Annotated in this window: 15 protein-coding genes; 6 read left to right on the top strand and 9 right to left on the bottom strand. The window is 62.8% G+C overall.

Annotation, left to right across the window (positions count from 1 at the left end; genetic code table 11):
* Nucleotides 1–87 precede the first annotated feature (87 nt).
* The gene (locus tag N5D53_RS07005; protein WP_003255232.1) at nt 88–1611 is read left to right on the top strand and encodes a fumarate hydratase; all 1524 of its coding nucleotides are present in this window, start codon (nt 88–90) and stop codon (nt 1609–1611) included.
* A 121-nt stretch (nt 1612–1732) separates the two neighbouring features.
* On the opposite strand, the gene N5D53_RS07010 is transcribed toward N5D53_RS07005, so the two are convergent.
* Both N5D53_RS07010 and N5D53_RS07015 read right to left on the bottom strand, forming a co-directional pair.
* A complete protein-coding gene (locus tag N5D53_RS07010; protein WP_104960837.1) occupies nt 1733–2605 on the bottom strand; it encodes a carbon-nitrogen hydrolase family protein in 873 nt (290 codons plus the stop codon).
* Nucleotides 2602–3192: a GNAT family N-acetyltransferase gene (locus N5D53_RS07015; protein ID WP_104960836.1), complete on the bottom strand. Its 591-nt coding sequence runs from the start codon at nt 3190–3192 to the stop codon at nt 2602–2604. Before N5D53_RS07015 ends, N5D53_RS07010 begins: the two co-directional genes overlap by 4 nt.
* Before the next feature lie 115 nt (nt 3193–3307).
* Between N5D53_RS07015 and N5D53_RS07020 the strand changes: the two genes are divergently transcribed.
* Nucleotides 3308–3706, top strand: coding sequence for a nuclear transport factor 2 family protein (locus N5D53_RS07020; RefSeq protein ID WP_064492390.1), 399 nt, complete (start codon nt 3308–3310; stop codon nt 3704–3706).
* A gap of 30 nt (nt 3707–3736) precedes the next feature.
* Here N5D53_RS07020 and N5D53_RS07025 read toward each other — a convergent pair whose 3' ends face one another.
* The 7 genes from N5D53_RS07025 to N5D53_RS07055 all read right to left on the bottom strand — a co-directional run bounded on the left by N5D53_RS07025 (nt 3737) and on the right by N5D53_RS07055 (nt 9449).
* The gene (locus tag N5D53_RS07025) at nt 3737–4315 is read right to left on the bottom strand and encodes a DJ-1/PfpI family protein (protein WP_003255238.1); all 579 of its coding nucleotides are present in this window, start codon (nt 4313–4315) and stop codon (nt 3737–3739) included.
* Between the two features lie 51 nt (nt 4316–4366).
* Nucleotides 4367–5524, bottom strand: a complete 1158-nt coding sequence (locus N5D53_RS07030) for a phosphatidylserine/phosphatidylglycerophosphate/cardiolipin synthase family protein (RefSeq protein WP_104886652.1) — start codon at nt 5522–5524, stop codon at nt 4367–4369.
* 1 nt (nt 5525) lies between these two features.
* Nucleotides 5526–6107 carry a YceI family protein gene (locus N5D53_RS07035; protein WP_104960835.1) on the bottom strand — a complete coding sequence of 194 codons (582 nt, stop codon included), beginning with the start codon at nt 6105–6107 and terminating at the stop codon, nt 5526–5528.
* Between the two features lie 44 nt (nt 6108–6151).
* Nucleotides 6152–6448 (bottom strand): hypothetical protein, encoded by a 297-nt coding sequence (locus tag N5D53_RS07040; protein ID WP_010952096.1) that lies wholly within the window; start codon nt 6446–6448, stop codon nt 6152–6154.
* Entirely contained in the window at nt 6445–7524 is a 1080-nt protein-coding gene (locus N5D53_RS07045) for a serine hydrolase (RefSeq protein ID WP_104960834.1), read from the bottom strand. Before N5D53_RS07045 ends, N5D53_RS07040 begins: the two co-directional genes overlap by 4 nt.
* A 108-nt stretch (nt 7525–7632) precedes the next feature.
* Nucleotides 7633–8193, bottom strand: a complete 561-nt coding sequence (locus N5D53_RS07050) for a response regulator (protein WP_003255244.1) — start codon at nt 8191–8193, stop codon at nt 7633–7635.
* The gene (locus tag N5D53_RS07055; RefSeq protein ID WP_014589781.1) at nt 8193–9449 is read right to left on the bottom strand and encodes an ATP-binding protein; all 1257 of its coding nucleotides are present in this window, start codon (nt 9447–9449) and stop codon (nt 8193–8195) included. Before N5D53_RS07055 ends, N5D53_RS07050 begins: the two co-directional genes overlap by 1 nt.
* Before the next feature lie 202 nt (nt 9450–9651).
* Between N5D53_RS07055 and N5D53_RS07060 the strand changes: the two genes are divergently transcribed.
* The 4 genes from N5D53_RS07060 (at nt 9652) to N5D53_RS07075 (ending at nt 15720) form a co-directional block, all read left to right on the top strand.
* Nucleotides 9652–10368 carry an SIMPL domain-containing protein gene (locus N5D53_RS07060; RefSeq protein ID WP_003255248.1) on the top strand — a complete coding sequence of 239 codons (717 nt, stop codon included), beginning with the start codon at nt 9652–9654 and terminating at the stop codon, nt 10366–10368.
* A 379-nt stretch (nt 10369–10747) separates the two neighbouring features.
* On the top strand, nt 10748–12373 hold the full coding sequence (locus N5D53_RS07065) for an ABC transporter substrate-binding protein (RefSeq protein ID WP_010952093.1): 1626 nt from the start codon (nt 10748–10750) through the stop codon (nt 12371–12373).
* 146 nt (nt 12374–12519) lie between these two features.
* Nucleotides 12520–14112, top strand: a complete 1593-nt coding sequence (locus N5D53_RS07070) for an ABC transporter substrate-binding protein (RefSeq protein WP_104960832.1) — start codon at nt 12520–12522, stop codon at nt 14110–14112.
* 228 nt (nt 14113–14340) lie between these two features.
* Nucleotides 14341–15720, top strand: a complete 1380-nt coding sequence (locus N5D53_RS07075) for an OprD family porin (RefSeq protein WP_104960830.1) — start codon at nt 14341–14343, stop codon at nt 15718–15720.
* Nucleotides 15721–15755 lie beyond the last annotated feature (35 nt).

The following is a 15755-nucleotide window of genomic DNA, read 5'->3' on the forward strand; positions in this document are numbered from 1 at the left end:
CCGGCGCCTTGCAAGGCGCTTCGACGTGCTGGTCGGCTATGTCGAGCGTCTTTTTGAATGTTCCCGTCTTTAAGAGGAGCGCGCTGCATGACCGTGATCAAGCAAGACGACCTGATTCAGAGCGTCGCCGACGCCCTGCAATTCATCTCGTACTACCACCCCGTCGATTTCATCCAGGCCATGCACGAGGCCTATCTGCGTGAGGAATCGCCTGCTGCACGCGATTCCATCGCCCAGATCCTGATCAACTCGCGCATGTGCGCCACCGGCCATCGTCCAATCTGCCAGGACACCGGTATCGTCACCGTGTTCATCCGCGTGGGCATGGACGTGCGCTGGGATGGCGCCACCATGAGCGTCGACGACATGATCAACGAAGGTGTGCGTCGCGCCTACAACCTGCCCGAAAACGTCCTGCGCGCTTCGATCCTGGCCGACCCGGCCGGTGCCCGCAAGAACACCAAGGACAACACCCCGGCAGTGATCCACTACTCCATCGTCCCCGGCGACAAGGTGGAAGTCGATGTCGCAGCCAAGGGCGGCGGCTCGGAAAACAAGTCGAAGATGGCCATGCTCAACCCGTCCGACTCGATCGTCGACTGGGTACTGAAGACCGTGCCGACCATGGGTGCTGGCTGGTGCCCGCCTGGCATGCTCGGCATCGGCATCGGCGGTACCGCCGAGAAGGCCGCGGTCATGGCCAAGGAAGTGTTGATGGAGTCCATCGACATTCACGAACTGAAAGCCCGTGGCCCACAGAACCGCCTGGAAGAAATCCGCCTGGAGCTGTTCGACAAGGTCAACCAGCTGGGCATCGGCGCCCAGGGCCTGGGTGGCCTGACCACCGTGCTCGACGTCAAGATCATGGACTACCCGACCCACGCCGCGTCCTTGCCGGTGTGCATGATCCCCAACTGCGCTGCTACCCGCCACGCCCACTTCGTGCTCGATGGCACCGGCCCGGCAGAACTGGAAGCGCCGTCGCTGGACGCCTACCCGGAAATCGTCTGGGAAGCCGGCCCGAGCGCCCGTCGCGTCAACCTCGACGACATCACCCCGGAAGAAGTGGCCAGCTGGAAGCCGGGTGAAACCATCCTGCTCAACGGCAAGATGCTGACCGGCCGCGATGCCGCGCACAAGCGCATGGTTGAAATGCTCAACCGTGGCGAAGAGTTGCCGGTAGACCTGAAAGGCCGCTTCATCTACTACGTCGGCCCGGTCGACCCGGTGGGTGACGAAGTGGTAGGCCCAGCCGGCCCGACCACTGCTACCCGTATGGACAAGTTCACTCGCCAGATCCTCGAGCAGACTGGCCTGCTGGGCATGATCGGCAAGTCCGAGCGTGGCCCGACCGCCATCGAGGCGATCAAGGACAACAAGGCCGTGTACCTGATGGCCGTTGGCGGCGCTGCCTACCTGGTCGCCCAGGCCATCCGCAAGTCGAAGGTACTGGCCTTCGCCGAGCTGGGCATGGAAGCGATCTACGAGTTCGAGGTCAAGGACATGCCGGTGACCGTCGCCGTGGACAGCAACGGTGAGTCGGTACACATCACTGGCCCTGCCCTGTGGCAGAGCAAGATTGCCGAAAGCCTGGCCGTCGAAGTGAAGTAACCTGATGTAACTGCGGCGGCTGCTTCGCGGGCAAGCCCGCTCCCACACGTACAGCGCAAGCCAGAAGGCTACGCATTTGACTGTGGGAGCGGGCTTGCCCGCGAAGAGGCCGCCACAGTCATCACAGGACTCTCTCGAACTGCTCCGGCCAGTCCCGCCAGGTAAACACCTGCCCTTCCCGCCTCACCCGCCGCACTTCCTCCAAATCTACCTCACACACCAGCCACTGGCTGCAGTCCGGGTTCAGCTGCTCGCTCAACGCCACCACCCCATCCCCCGGCATCCCGTGATCCGGCGGTACGAACAAGCCTGCCCGGCCGATATTCTCGTCCAATGCCGGCGACCAGGGCGCCACCCCCACCGTCGGGCTCTGCAACACGGCAATCTGGTTCTCCAGGGCGCGCGCCTGGGCGCCAATACGCACCCGGTGGTAACCGGCTTCGGTATCGGTACAACTTGGCGCCAGGATCAGGTCGGCACCACACTCGGCCAGGCGGCGGGCCAGCATCGGGAACTCGTTGTCGTAGCAGATCAGGATGCCCAAGCGCCCCAGTTCGGTTTCGAACACCTGCAGCCCCTGGCCTGCAGCGATGTCCCACTGCTCGCGCTCGAAGCGGGTCATCATCAGTTTGTCCTGATAACCCAGCACACCTTGGGGGCCGAACAGCCAGGCACGGTTGCGGTAGCGCCCATCGTTGTCCAGCACCGGCACACTGCCCGGTTGCAGGTAGATCCCCCAGCGTCGGGCAAGGCTCTCGCACAACGCTTTCCAAGGTTCGATCAGCGGCTGGATACCGGCAATCGAAGCCTTCAGGTCTTCCCGCTGCCCGGCATTCAGCTGGCCGCTCAGCACCAGCCCGGCGTACTCCGGCAGTAGCAGCAAGTGTGCCCCCGCCTCCACCGCTTCGGCGCACAGGCCTTGCAGGTGGTCGGCGTAGGCGTCCCAGGTTTCGTGCAGCTCGATGGCGTACTGGCAGGCTGCCAGGCGGATCATACCGGCAGTGCCTTGAGCCAGAACGACATCAGCTTGTCGGAGCTTTCCTGCTCGTCCAGATCGCGCCAGGCGTAGTTGGTACGCAGCGATGGGTCGTGCAGGAAGCCGCGGTTGCGCCAGAAGCCGTGCAGGGGTTTGTACTCGGCTGGCCGGCGCGGGTGCGCACCGGGGCGCTCGACCGCGCAGAACGCGCAGTAATCGAACTCGGCCAGTTTGTGTGCGTAGGACTCGCGCTCGATGAAGAAGCGAACCCCCAGGCCCTGTCCGCGGTATGCCGGCAACACCAGCGACTCACCGAAGTAGTACACACTGGCTGGGTCGCGCCCCTGGGCCAGGAATGGCTGCTGGAATTCGGGCGCGACATCCACCAGCGGCAGGCCGGTAGAGGCGCCGACCACCTTGCCGTCGTCCAGCGCCAGCACAACCAGGCTGCGCCCGGAGCGGGCATAGTTGGCCAGGTAGTCGGCCTCGTACTCCGGGGTGCCGTCGTAGAGGTAGGGGAACTCGCGGAACACAGTAAGGCGCAGGCGAGCGAGGTCATCGATGTAAGGCGCGATAGCGGCACCGTGCAACAGGCGTATTTCCATGTTTGGCGGTCGTTTTGTCGATGTGGATGACGCGCTCGGCTAAGCCGGGCTTGAGGGGAAACCCTATCATCCGAGTTAACGACCCGCCTTTTCCCTACACGACAGGAAATGTTCCATGACCGCAACCGAACTGGTAAATGCTTACTACGCCGCCTTCAACGCGGGTGACATGCAGGCGTTTCTGGCGCTGCTCAGCGAAGACGTGATCCACGACATCAACCAGGGTGAGCGCCAGATGGGCAAGGCCAGGTTCGCCGCGTTCATGGAAAAGATGAACCGCTGCTACCGCGAGCGCCTGGCCGACATCGTGGTGATGCAGAACGCCGATGGCAGCCGCGCGGCGGCGGAGTTCACCGTGCATGGCCAATACCTGGCCGATGACGAAGGGTTGCCGACAGCAAACGGCCAGACCTATGTGCTGCCGGCAGGGGCGTTCTTCTATATTCACTGTGGCAAGATTGCCCGGGTCACCAACTACTACAACCTCAATGACTGGGTGGAGCAGGTTGCCTGAAGCAACCCGCTGCCAACTCAATCAAGCCTGTCAGACAATACGCGTGCCCAGCACTTGCAGGAACGCCGCCAGCCAGGCCGGGTGCGCGGGCCATGCCGGTGCGGTCACCAGGTTGCCATCCACATGCGCCTGGTCCACCGCGATGTCGATGAACGTGCCACCCGCCAGGCGCACTTCTGGCGCACATGCCGGGTACGCGCTGCACTCACGCCCCTCCAGCACCCCTGCCGCCGCCAGCAGCTGGGCCCCATGGCAGACCGCCGCAATCGGCTTGCCGGCCTGGTCGAACGCCCGCACCAGGTCCAACACCTTTTCATTCAGGCGCAGGTACTCCGGCGCCCGGCCACCCGGGATCAGCAGCGCGTCATAACTCTCAGGCCGCACCCGCACGAAATCATAATTCAGGGCAAAATTGTGCCCAGGCTTTTCGCTGTAGGTCTGCTCACCCTCGAAGTCATGAATCGCGGTACGCACGGTCTGCCCCGCCAGCTTTTCCGGGCACACCGCATGCACCGTGTGGCCCACCATGCTCAAGGCCTGGAACGGCACCATCGCTTCGTAATCTTCGACGTAGTCGCCCACCAGCATGAGAATTTTCTTCGCCGTCATCTCGCCCACTCCTTCGGTTAACTGTGAATAGTCACTGCACGATAGCCGCTGTCAGTCACGGCGGTCGAGGAAGTTGACCACCAGCCGATCGAGCCAGCCCCAGATCCGTTGCTTCACCCTGCGCCACAAAGGGCGAGCATGCCAGTGGGCGAGGTCGACTTCTTCGCTCTGGGCGAAGTCGCGCTCGAAGCTGGCCACCACCGCCGCTGTCAACGGCGGGTCGAGCGCTTCGATGTTGGCTTCAAGGTTGAAGCGCAAGTTCCAGTGGTCGAAGTTGCACGAACCGACGCTGACCCAGTCGTCTACCACAGCCATCTTCAGGTGCAGGAAGCACGGCTGGTACTCGAAAATCCGTACGCCCGCGCGCAACAGACGCGGGTAGTAACGATGCCCGGCGTAGCGTACCGAGGGGTGATCGGTACGCGGGCCGGTCAACAACAGACGCACGTCCAGGCCCTTGCTGGCAGCCCGGCGCAACGACCGGCGCACGCTCCAGGTCGGCAAGAAGTACGGCGTGGCCAGCCACACCCGTTTCTGGCCGCTGTTCAGTGCCCGTACCAGCGCGTGCAGGATGTCCTGGTGCTGGCGGGCGTCGGCATAAGCGACCCGGCCCATGCCCTGCCCCTGCGCAGGCACCTTGGGCAGACGCGGCAGGCCAAAGCCTTCAGCAGGGCGCCAGGCGGTGCGGCGGTTGTTGGCTTGCCACTGACGGTCGAACAGCAACTGCCAGTCGCTCACCACCGGCCCCTGCATCTGCACCATCACTTCGTGCCATTCGCTGGTCGCCTCACCCGGCGTCCAGAACTCGTCGGTAACGCCCGTCCCCCCCACCACTGCCCAACGTTCGTCAACCAGTAGCAATTTGCGATGATCACGGTAGAGGTTACGCAGGCCACGCTTCCAGCGCAGGCGGTTATACCAGCGCAAGTACACGCCGGCGTCCAGCAGGCGCTGACGCAACGCGCTGTTGAAGGCCAATGAACCGTAGTCATCGAACAGGCACCGCACCCGCACGCCACGCCGGGCAGCCTGCTCCAGCGCGTCGACCACCGCCTCGGCACAGGCACCGGCCTCGACCAGGTACAGCTCCAGGTCAACCTGGAACTCGGCACGCATGATCGCCAGGAGCATGCGCGGAAAGAACGCAGGGCCGTCGATAAGCAGTTCGAACTGATTGCCATCCCGCCAGGGGAAGACTGGCCCCGCCATGTCAGCGCGCAGTGAAGATCAGCACCGCGCTAACCGGTACCGACGGGTTGATGGACTTCAACCTGGCGAACTTGCGCAGGCTTTCCAGCCCCGGCACCAAGCCAAAATCTTCGGCGCGCAGCACCAGAGGCTCAAGGGTCACCACCTGAAAGCGCCGCGCATCCAGGCGGGTGGCCAGCAACAGGACATTGTAGCTGTGCGACTGGCCATGCAGGGTGACCGTCAGCGGCAGGCGCAATTCGATCTGTGCACCGTCGGCCAGATCATTGATCGGCTGCAGGTCGATCTGCGTCTTCACTGTAGCCTCGGCGAAGCGCTCGACCTCGAACAGGTTGTCGCGCATTTGCTCGTCACGCAGCGGAATACCGCTGCTTACCGAGTCCATCTCGATCCTCAACCCGGCCACACCCTTGCGGTCGACCGTGCCGTGCAGCACCAGAAAACGATGCACTTCGGCGGTGTCGCCGTTCTTGCCGGTGATGAACGACAGCCGTGAAGATTCGCCATCCAGGTGCCAATTGGCATGAGCGGGCAGGCACAGAGCCAGCAATAAGGCAGGCAGCAGACGGGGCAACTTGAACATGACAGATCTCGTGAAACCAGGCCGCCAACCTTACCCGCCTGCATTCATGGCAGCAAGCGGCAGCCCTCACGCGCGCCTTGCCAAGCCGCCTGGCTGCGCCGCCCCAGGCCTTCAGCGGTGACTCGCTGCTGCTGGCTGTTTTCCTCCAGCAGGCTCAGTGGCAGCCACTGCTTCACGTACCCTTGGCAGTACACCTTGTCAAAGCCCATGACAAAGCGGCAGGAGCAGTATTCCTTGGCCGAGTAGGCCGAGAGTATGCCGGGGAAGTCCGCCAGCGCCTGGCGTTCCTGCCAGGCCCAGTACAGGAGCCCTGCCAGCGCCAGCAGCAATAACCGCTTCATGCCCCCTCCCCGGCCAGTACCGCCAGCACCCGCTTGAGCAATTCGTCGTGTCGATAGCTGCTGTCACGGTCATCGGCGTAGCGCACGATCACCAGCTTTTGCTCAGGCACCACATATAACGCCTGCCCCCAGTGGCCAAGGGCGGCGAAGGTGTCTGCGGGTGCACTGGGCCAAGGCCGTTCGGCGCCAGCCAGCGGCTGGTTGAGCCACCAGTGGCCGCCCGGGATGGCCTCGCCAGGCAGCGCCTGGGCCTGGGCAAACGGGGTGCGGTTGAAGGCTACCCAGGCTTTGGGCAGCAATTGTCGGCCCTGCCAGCGCCCGTCGCGCTGCATCAGCAGGCCAATACGGGCCAAATCGCGGGCACTGAGGTAGAGATAGGAAGAGCCTACGTAGGTGCCTGCCCGGTCACGCTCCCACACCGCACTGCCGATACCCAACGGGGTGAACAGTGCGTGCCAGGGGTAGTCGGGGTACTGCCCGGCATCGAGCATGCCACGCAGCGCGGCGGCCAGCAGGTTACTGTCGCCGCTGGAGTAGAGGAATCGCTGACCGGGGCTGGCGGCGGCACCCCGCGCCGCCGCGTAGGCGGCCATGTCTGCGCGGCCCCGGGTATACAGCATGGCCACCACCGAGGACTTCAGCGGCGCGTATTCGTAGTCTTCCTGCCACTCGAGGCCACTGGCCCAGTGCAGCAGGTCGGCCACGCGCACGCCTGGGTGGGCGCGCATGGGGGGATAGAAGCGGCTGACCGGGTCTTGCAGCTGGAAGCGGCCTTCGCCCTGGGCTACGCCCATTACCGTGGCCAGTATGCTCTTGCTTACCGACCAGGTCAGGTGCGCGGTGGCGGCGCGGGTGGGCGCGGTGTAGCGCTCGTGGAGGATACGCCCGTCGCGGATGATCAGCAGAGCGTCCGTGCGGATGCCGTTGCGCTCCGAGGGGGAGCGTGCAGGAAAGGCGTAGGCGTCGACGGCCTGCCAGTCGAGGGTGGCAGGGTCGTTCTGCCACTGCGGGTCAGGCCAGTCTTCAGCTTTGGCGCTACCTGCAACCAGCGCAAGGATGACCAACAGTACCTTCATCGAGCTCGCCTTGATTGGGGCTGCTGTGCAGCCCTTCGCGGGCAAGCCCGCGCTCACAGTTGCAGGAGCGGATTCCCCCGCGAACAGGCCAACATCATCGATAAGGAATCAGCGCCGAACCGGCCGCTTCTGCAACTTGCGCTGCAACGTCCGTCGGTGCATGCCCAGCGCCCGCGCGGTGGCCGAGATATTGCCTTCATGCTCGTTCAGCACGCGCTGGATGTGTTCCCACTGCAGGCGATCGACCGACATCGGGTTTTCCGGCACCAGGGTATCCAGGTCGGTGTGCTCCGACAGCAGTGCTGCCAACACGTCATCGGCGTCAGCCGGCTTGCACAGGTAGTTGCAGGCACCGCGCTTGACCGCCTCCACTGCGGTGGCAATGCTCGAGTAACCGGTCAGGATCACCACGCGCATTTCCGGGTCCAGTTCCAGCAGCTTGGGCAGCAGCACCAGGCCGGAGTCGCCATCCATCTTCAGGTCCAGCGTGGCGTAGTCCGGCAGGTCCTGCTGGGCCAGAATCAAGCCTTCTTCGGCAGAACTGGCAGTGCTCACACGGAAACCGCGACGGCTCATGGCCCGGGCCATGACCCGGGTGAAGGTGGCATCGTCATCCACCAGCAGCAGGTGCGGCAGCTCTTCGCTTTCGACCTGGTTTTCTTCGCTCATCATTCATCTCCTCGCTTGCCATAGGGCAGGCGCAGTTCGGTCAGGGTGCCACCCTGTTCATGACTATAGAGTTTCACCGAGCCGCCCGCACGGGTCACGCTGGCCTTGCTCAAGAACAGGCCCAGGCCGAAGCCTTTGCCCTTGGTGGTAATAAAAGGTTTGCCAATGGCTTCGGCAATGGCTGGCGGTACACCAGGACCATGGTCGTGGATACTGATGACGATGTCCTGGGCGTCCCAGTCCAGGCGAACCTCCAGATCATCAGGGCAGGCATCGGCGGCATTGTTCAACAGATTCAGTAACGCCTGGGTCAGGTCTGGCGGCGGCGCCAGCCGCGGCACCTTGCCGTCGCGCAGGCGCTGGAAGCGGTAGCTGGCTTCCGGGCGCATCAGGTGCCAGCGGTTGAGCGCCTCGTCCAGCCAGGCGGTCACATCCTGCTCCACGATGGCCAGGCGTCGATTGGCTTCGGCTGCGCGCACCAGCTGTTGCAAGGTCTCTTTGCACAGCTTTACCTGGTCCTGGAGGATTTGCAGGTCCTCCTGCAACAGCGGGTCGGTGTGGTCCTGGCGCATTTCGTTGATCAGCACGCTCATGGTCGCCAGCGGTGTACCCAGTTCATGGGCGGCACCGGCAGCCTGGGTAGCCACAGCCAGCAGTTGCTCGTCGCGCAGGCTTTCTTCACGCCGCTCTGAACGCAGCTGCTCCTGGCGGCGCAGCTCTTCGGCCATGCGCGCGGCAAAGAAGGTGATCACAGCCGCCGCCAGGGCAATGCTCAGCCACATGCCGTAGACCTGCATCTTGTCCCGCGCCATCGGCAGCCCTTCGAGCGGGTAGAACTGCACCAGCAGCAAACTGTAGGCCGTCAGCGCAATGCCCGACAGGATCAGCGAATACAGCCACGGCAAGGTCACCGCAGCGATCGCCAGCGGCACCAGGTAATACGACACGAACGGGTTGGTCGAGCCGCCGGAGTAATACAGCAAGGCACTGTGGATCAGCAGGTCACAGGCCAGCTGCAGGGCGTACTCCATTTCGGTGACGGGCAGCGACAGCCGCAGGCGCAGGGCCGTGAAGGCACACAGCAACGAAGACAAGGCCAAAGTGCCGGCCAGTGACAGCCAGGGCAATGGCAGCAGTTCGGTCCAGTAGGCAACGCCCACCGAGCCGGCCTGGGCAGCCAGGACCAGGACCCGAATGACGGTCAGGCGCCAGAGGTTCTGGCGGGTAGCGGACAACGGTTGTACGGCGGCGAGCATGAGCTCTCCTGATGAGTGCTCCAGAAAAATCGGCTGGAGTATACCGAAGCCGGGCGCCTCGCTGCAGCGATGCGGCAAAGCGCCACACTTTGTCACAGGTTCATGATGGCACTTTTGAACCCACTACACTGTTGCCGGTCCTATGGGCCATGCGTGGAATGGATGACCAGCCCCCACGCCTTCAAATGCCAAGGAGTACCACATGCAAATCCCACGTCGCGGCGCCGCCCTGATCATGTCTTGCGGCCTGCTCGCCAGCCTGCCGGCACTGGCTGCCGATGAACCGCGTTTCAACCAGGTATCGCTGCGTGCCGAAGTCAGCAAGGAAGTGGCGCGCGACCTGATGGTCGTGACCCTGTACAGCGAAGCGCAGAACAGCGACCCGGGCAAGCTCGCCAAGCAGATTACCGAAACCATGAACAAGGCCGTGCAGCAGTCGCGCCAGGTCAAGGACGTGAAGATCAGCCAAGGCAGCCGCAACAGCTACCCGGTGTATGACAGCAAGGGCCAGAAAATTACCGGCTGGCGCGAGCGCGCCGAACTGCGCCTTGAAAGCGCCAACTTCCCGGCCTTGTCCCAGCTTACCGCCGATTTGTTGCAAGAGCTGAAAATGGCTGGCATGGACTTCTCCATCGCCCCGGCCACGCGCAAGGCCAGCGAGGATGCACTGCTCAAGGATGCGGTCGATGCCTTCAAGGCACGCGCGCAACTGGCGACCGAAGCGCTGGGTGGCAAAGGCTACAAAGTGGTGAGCCTGAATCTCAACAGCAGCGGCTACCCGCGCCCGTACTTGCGTAGCGCGCCGATGGCGATGAAGGCGATGGGGGCTGATGAAGCGGCACCGGCGCCAGATATCGAGGCAGGCACCAGTGAAGTGAGCATGAATGCCGATGGCCTGATCGAAGTGCAGATGCCATAAGGCGTCCACGCATCATCTGTGGGAGCCCGCGAGCAAGACACGGTGGTGGAGGCACGGGCTTCGCCCGTGTTCGCGGGTAAACCCGCTCCTACGGGTGACTGCGTCGTTGTCACGATTTTCAGACATTTCTTACGCACCAACAGGGTGCGTCCTACGCTTTCCCCTACCTAGAAACATCGCGCAAAACGCCATCATTTTGCCTACGCAAACGTTTAACTTCACCAAAAGTTATACCGATGCGACATCCATGTACGTTCGTGCCACTTTCCCGGCGTCAACTATCCTTGTACCTGTTGCAATGGGAACGCCCCCTGCATAAGTATCCGCAGGTCGGCTCACGAGGCCACCTCATCCAAAAAATGACAACAATGAGGCCACCATGCTCAAACACGCAGTCATTCCGTTCCTGCTGGGTGCAGGCTTGCTCAGCGGCGCACCGTCGGCCGTTGCCGCATCCAACCTGGTGTTCTGCTCCGAAGGCAGCCCGGCCGGCTTCGATCCGGGGCAGTACACCACCGGGACCGACTTCGATGCCTCGGCAGAGACCGTGTTCAACCGCCTGACCCAGTTCGAGCGCGGCGGCACTGCGGTCATCCCGGGCCTGGCGACCAAATGGGAAGTGTCCGACGACGGCAAGACCTACACCTTCCACCTGCGCGAAGGGGTCAAGTTCCACACCACCGACTACTTCAAGCCCAGTCGCCCGTTCAACGCCGACGACGTGCTGTTCACCTTCAACCGCATGCTCGACAAGGACAACCCGTTCCGTAAGGCGTACCCCACCGAGTTTCCATACTTCACCGACATGGGCATGGACAAGAACATTGCCAAGGTGGAGAAGCTTGACGAGCACACGGTGAAGTTCACCCTCAACGAGGTTGACGCCGCGTTCATCCAGAACCTGGCCATGAGCTTTGCCTCGATCCAGTCCGCCGAATACGCCGACCAGCTCCTAAAGAACGGCAAGGCCGCCGACATCAACCAGAAGCCGATCGGCACCGGCCCGTTCGTGTTCAGCAAATACCAGAAGGACGCGCAGATCCGCTTCAAGGGCAACAAGGACTACTGGCAGCCCGAGGACGTGAAGATCGACAACCTGATCTTTGCCATCACCACCGACGCCTCGGTGCGCATGCAGAAGCTCAAGAAGAACGAGTGCCAGGTCACCCTGTTCCCACGCCCGGCCGACATCGAGCCTCTAAAAGCCGACAAGAACCTGCAAATGCCGCAGCAGGCCGGTTTCAACCTCGGCTATATCGCCTACAACGTGATGGACAAGATCAAGGGCAGCAACGAGGCCAACCCCATGGCCCAGCTGAAAGTCCGACAGGCGCTGGACATGGCCGTGGACAAGAAAAAGATCATCGAGTCGGTGTACCAGGGCGCCGGCCAGCTGGCGGTCAACGCCATGCCGCCCACACAGTGGTCCTATGACGACAGCATCAAGGACGCCGCCTTCGACCCCGAGAAAGCCAAGCAACTGCTCAAGGAAGCCGGCATCAAGGAAGGCACCGAAATCACCCTGTGGGCCATGCCCGTGCAACGCCCGTACAACCCCAATGCCAAACTAATGGCCGAAATGCTCCAGTCCGACTGGGCCAAGATCGGTATCAAGGCGAAGATCGTCAGTTATGAATGGGGCGAGTACATCAAGCGCTCCAAAGGTGGCGAACAGGGTGCCATGCTGATTGGCTGGAGCGGTGACAATGGTGACCCGGACAACTGGCTGGGTACCCTCTACGGTTGCGATGCCGTCGATGGCAACAACTTCTCCAAGTGGTGCTACAAACCCTATGACGACCTGATCAAGCAGGCCAAGGCCACGTCCGACCAGGCCAAGCGCACCGAGCTGTACCAGAAGGCGCAGCACATCCTCAAGGAGCAGGTACCGATCACCCCGATCGCCCACTCCACTGTCTACCAGCCCATGAGCGCCAAGGTGAAGGACTTCAAGATCAGCCCGTTCGCGCTGAATTCCTTCTACGGCGTCAGCGTGGACAAATAGGCTGACCGAGGCACCCGCTGAATCGCGGGTGCCCTTCACCCCCACCACCTCTTCATGTCGTCCTGCGGCCATACGCTGCGGGGACGGCGAACTGTTGCCGCCATTCGTACCCGGAGGCGGCGCGAACAGATGAAAAAGGATTTGCCATGCGCCACGTTACCCGCCTTTCCGCGCTGCTGGCTCTGGGCCTGGTCAGCCAATCCCCGGTCCTGCTGGCCAACAACCTGGTGTTCTGCTCTGAAGGCAGCCCAGCCGGCTTCGACACCGCCCAGTACACCAGCGCCACCGACAACGACGCCGCCGAACCCATCTACAACCGCCTGGTCGAGTTCGAACGTGGCGGCACCACCGTGCACCCGGCCCTGGCGACGCACTGGGAGGTGTCCGACGACGGCCTGCGCTACACCTTCCACCTGCGCGAAGGGGTCAAGTTCCACAGCAACAAGGCCTTCAGCCCGAGCCGCACGTTCAACGCCGACGATGTGCTGTTCACCTTCAACCGCATGCTCGACAAGGGTCATCGGTTCCGTCAGGCCTACCCTACCGAGTTTCCCTATTTCAACGGCATGGGCCTGGACAAGAATATCGCCCGTGTCGAGAAGACCGACCCATTGACCGTGGTGTTCACCCTGAACACCGTCGATGCCGCGTTCATCCAGAACCTGGCCATGAGCTTCGCCTCCATCCTCTCCGCTGAATACGCCGAACAGCTGCTGGCCAGTGGACGCCCCAGCGACATCAATCAGCAGCCTATCGGTACCGGGCCGTTCGTGTTCCAGCGCTACCAGAAGGATTCGCAGATCCGCTACAAGGGCAACAAGGACTATTGGGCAGCGAACGAGGTGAAGATCGACAACCTGGTGTTCTCGATCAATACCGACCCGTCGGTGCGTATCCAGAAGCTGCGCCGCAATGAATGCCAGGTCACCCTGCACCCACGCCCGGCCGACCTGCCGGCGCTCAAGGCCGACAGCACGCTGCAGGTGCTCCAGCAACCAGGCTTCAACCTCGGCTACATCGCCTACAACACCCAGCACCCGCCATTCGACCGCCTGGAAGTGCGCCAGGCAATGGACATGGCGGTCAACAAGGAAGCCATCCTCCAGGCGGTGTACCAGGACGCCGGCCAACGGGCGGTCAACGCCATGCCACCGACCCAGTGGTCCTATGACGACAGCATCAAGGACGCCCCGTACGCGCCGGAAAAGGCCAGACAGCTGCTCCAGCAGGCGGGTGTCAAACCTGGCACCGAGATCACCCTGTGGGCCATGCCGGTGCAACGCCCGTACAACCCCAATGCCAAGCTGATGGCCGAAATGCTCCAGGCCGACTGGAGCAAGCTCGGATTCAAGGTACGCATCGTCAGCTACGAATGGGGCGAATACCTCAAGCGCATGAAAAACGGTGAGCACGACATCGCCCTGATCGGCTGGACCGGTGACAACGGCGACCCGGACAACTGGCTGGGCACCCTCTACAGCTGCGATGCCATCGGCAGCAACAACTACTCGCAGTGGTGCGATCCGCAGTACGACAGCCTGGTCAAGCAGGCCAAGCAAGTGACCGACCGTACGCAACGCACCGCCCTGTACCAGCAGGCCCAGCAGCGGCTCAAGCAGCAGGTACCGATTACGCCGGTGGCGCATTCCACCGTGAGCCAGCCGCTTAGCGTCAAGGTTTCCCAGTTCAAGGTCAGCCCGTTTGGGCGCAATGATTTTTCCGGTGTGAGTGTTGATTAAGCGTTAGCCAGTACCGGCCTCTTCGCGGGCAAGCCCGCTCCCACAGGATCTCGACAGGTTCGGACACTGCGCCCTACCTGTGGGAGCGGGCTTGCCCGCGAAGAAGCCAGAACGGCCAACACAACGCCCCGATTCTGCCCGGCGATCCCGCGGCACCCCTGGCAACACCGCAGCAATCACCCGGCCCACAAGGCCGGCCATAACTAGAAAAGAAAGGGAGCTTTAACCTTGAAAGTATTCACCTTGACCGCACTGGCGTTATCCATCGGTGCCTTTTCCACGGTGGCCCAGGCAGATCCGCAGAGCCAGGACTACATTCCGCTCACCCTCAAAAGCAGCAGCGAGCAAGCGCAAGCCAGCGGCTTCATCGACGGCCAAAGCCTGTCCGGCAGCACCCGCAACTGGTATGCCCGTGAACGTGCCGCACGCGCCCCGCTGTGGAAGTACTACAAGAACGACGGCACCCGCCACGACACCCACAGCCGTGAAAACTGGGTCCAGGGCACCATCCTCAATTACAGCTCCGGCTTCACCCAGGGTACCGTGGGCTTCGCCGTCGAGGCTGCCGGCTACAACGCCATCGCCCTGCAGCAGAGCCGCGAAGCCATCGCCGGCCCCAACAACCGCACCCTCACCCACAGCGATGGCGACCCCGTCGGCCAGTGGAGCAAACTGGGCCTGGGCAATATCAAGGCGCGCGTGTCCAACACCACCCTTACCCTTGGCCGCCAGTCGGTGGATACGCCGATGATCGCCTACATCGGCAACCGCGCCCTGCCCTCGAGCTTCCAGGGCGCGTTCCTGCACAGCGCTGAATTCGACAACCTCAGCCTCGACCTGGGCACCTTCGACCGCGTCTCGCCACGTACCGAACAGAGCCTCAGCAAGTTCCGCAGCGAGTACAGCGCCACCGGCGTGGAAACCGACCGCGCCAGCACCGCCGGCATCAACTACCAGCCGTTCAAGAGCCTGAGTACCAGCCTGTACGCCACCAAGGTCGACGACTTCTGGAACCAGTACTACTTCGGCGCCAACCATGTGCTCGGCGACAGCGCAGTGCTCAGCCTGAGCACCGGCCTGAACTACTACAAGACCGTCGACGCCGGCAGCCAGAAAATGGGCAAGATCGACAACGACACCTACAGCCTGTCACTGGGCCTGACCCATCAGGCCCACACCCTCAGCGCCTCCTGGCAGCAGGTCAACGGCAATGAGTACTTCGACTACCTGCACGAAACCAACGGCATCTTCCTGGCCAACTCGCTGCTGTCGGACTTCAATGGCCCCAACGAGAAATCACTGCAGATTTCCTATGTGCTGAACATGGCGCCCTATGGCGTGCCTGGCCTGAAGTTCAACCTGTACAACGCCCGCGGCTGGGGTATCGACGGCACCCACTACCGCGGCACTGCCTACGACGTGAATGGCCTGGATGGCGAAACCCACTATGAGTGGGGTATCGGCACCAGCTACGCGTTGCAGAGCGGGCCGCTGAAAGACACCAGCATCCGCGCCACCTACACCACCCATCGCGCCAGCAAGGCCCAGGGCGATGGCAGCCTGGATGAGTTCCGCGTGGTCACCACCATTCCGTTCAACATTCTCTGACCGTCGGCGCCCTGGCCCGTTTCGCTGCGGGCCGG

Source organism: Pseudomonas sp. GD03862 (assembly GCF_029840855.1).
GTDB lineage: Bacteria > Pseudomonadota > Gammaproteobacteria > Pseudomonadales > Pseudomonadaceae > Aquipseudomonas > Aquipseudomonas alloputida.

Coding starts and splice junctions, on each gene's coding strand:
- N5D53_RS07055 (WP_014589781.1), bottom strand. CDS start 9,449: ATGCTCGCCGCCGTACAACCGTTGTCCGCTACCCGCCAGAACCTCTGG.
- N5D53_RS07070 (WP_104960832.1), top strand. CDS start 12,520: ATGCGCCACGTTACCCGCCTTTCCGCGCTGCTGGCTCTGGGCCTGGTC.
- N5D53_RS07060 (WP_003255248.1), top strand. CDS start 9,652: ATGCAAATCCCACGTCGCGGCGCCGCCCTGATCATGTCTTGCGGCCTG.
- N5D53_RS07005 (WP_003255232.1), top strand. CDS start 88: ATGACCGTGATCAAGCAAGACGACCTGATTCAGAGCGTCGCCGACGCC.
- N5D53_RS07040 (WP_010952096.1), bottom strand. CDS start 6,448: ATGAAGCGGTTATTGCTGCTGGCGCTGGCAGGGCTCCTGTACTGGGCC.
- N5D53_RS07015 (WP_104960836.1), bottom strand. CDS start 3,192: ATGGAAATACGCCTGTTGCACGGTGCCGCTATCGCGCCTTACATCGAT.
- N5D53_RS07035 (WP_104960835.1), bottom strand. CDS start 6,107: ATGTTCAAGTTGCCCCGTCTGCTGCCTGCCTTATTGCTGGCTCTGTGC.
- N5D53_RS07025 (WP_003255238.1), bottom strand. CDS start 4,315: ATGACGGCGAAGAAAATTCTCATGCTGGTGGGCGACTACGTCGAAGAT.
- N5D53_RS07050 (WP_003255244.1), bottom strand. CDS start 8,193: ATGAGCGAAGAAAACCAGGTCGAAAGCGAAGAGCTGCCGCACCTGCTG.
- N5D53_RS07045 (WP_104960834.1), bottom strand. CDS start 7,524: ATGAAGGTACTGTTGGTCATCCTTGCGCTGGTTGCAGGTAGCGCCAAA.
- N5D53_RS07065 (WP_010952093.1), top strand. CDS start 10,748: ATGCTCAAACACGCAGTCATTCCGTTCCTGCTGGGTGCAGGCTTGCTC.
- N5D53_RS07010 (WP_104960837.1), bottom strand. CDS start 2,605: ATGATCCGCCTGGCAGCCTGCCAGTACGCCATCGAGCTGCACGAAACC.
- N5D53_RS07030 (WP_104886652.1), bottom strand. CDS start 5,524: ATGGCGGGGCCAGTCTTCCCCTGGCGGGATGGCAATCAGTTCGAACTG.
- N5D53_RS07020 (WP_064492390.1), top strand. CDS start 3,308: ATGACCGCAACCGAACTGGTAAATGCTTACTACGCCGCCTTCAACGCG.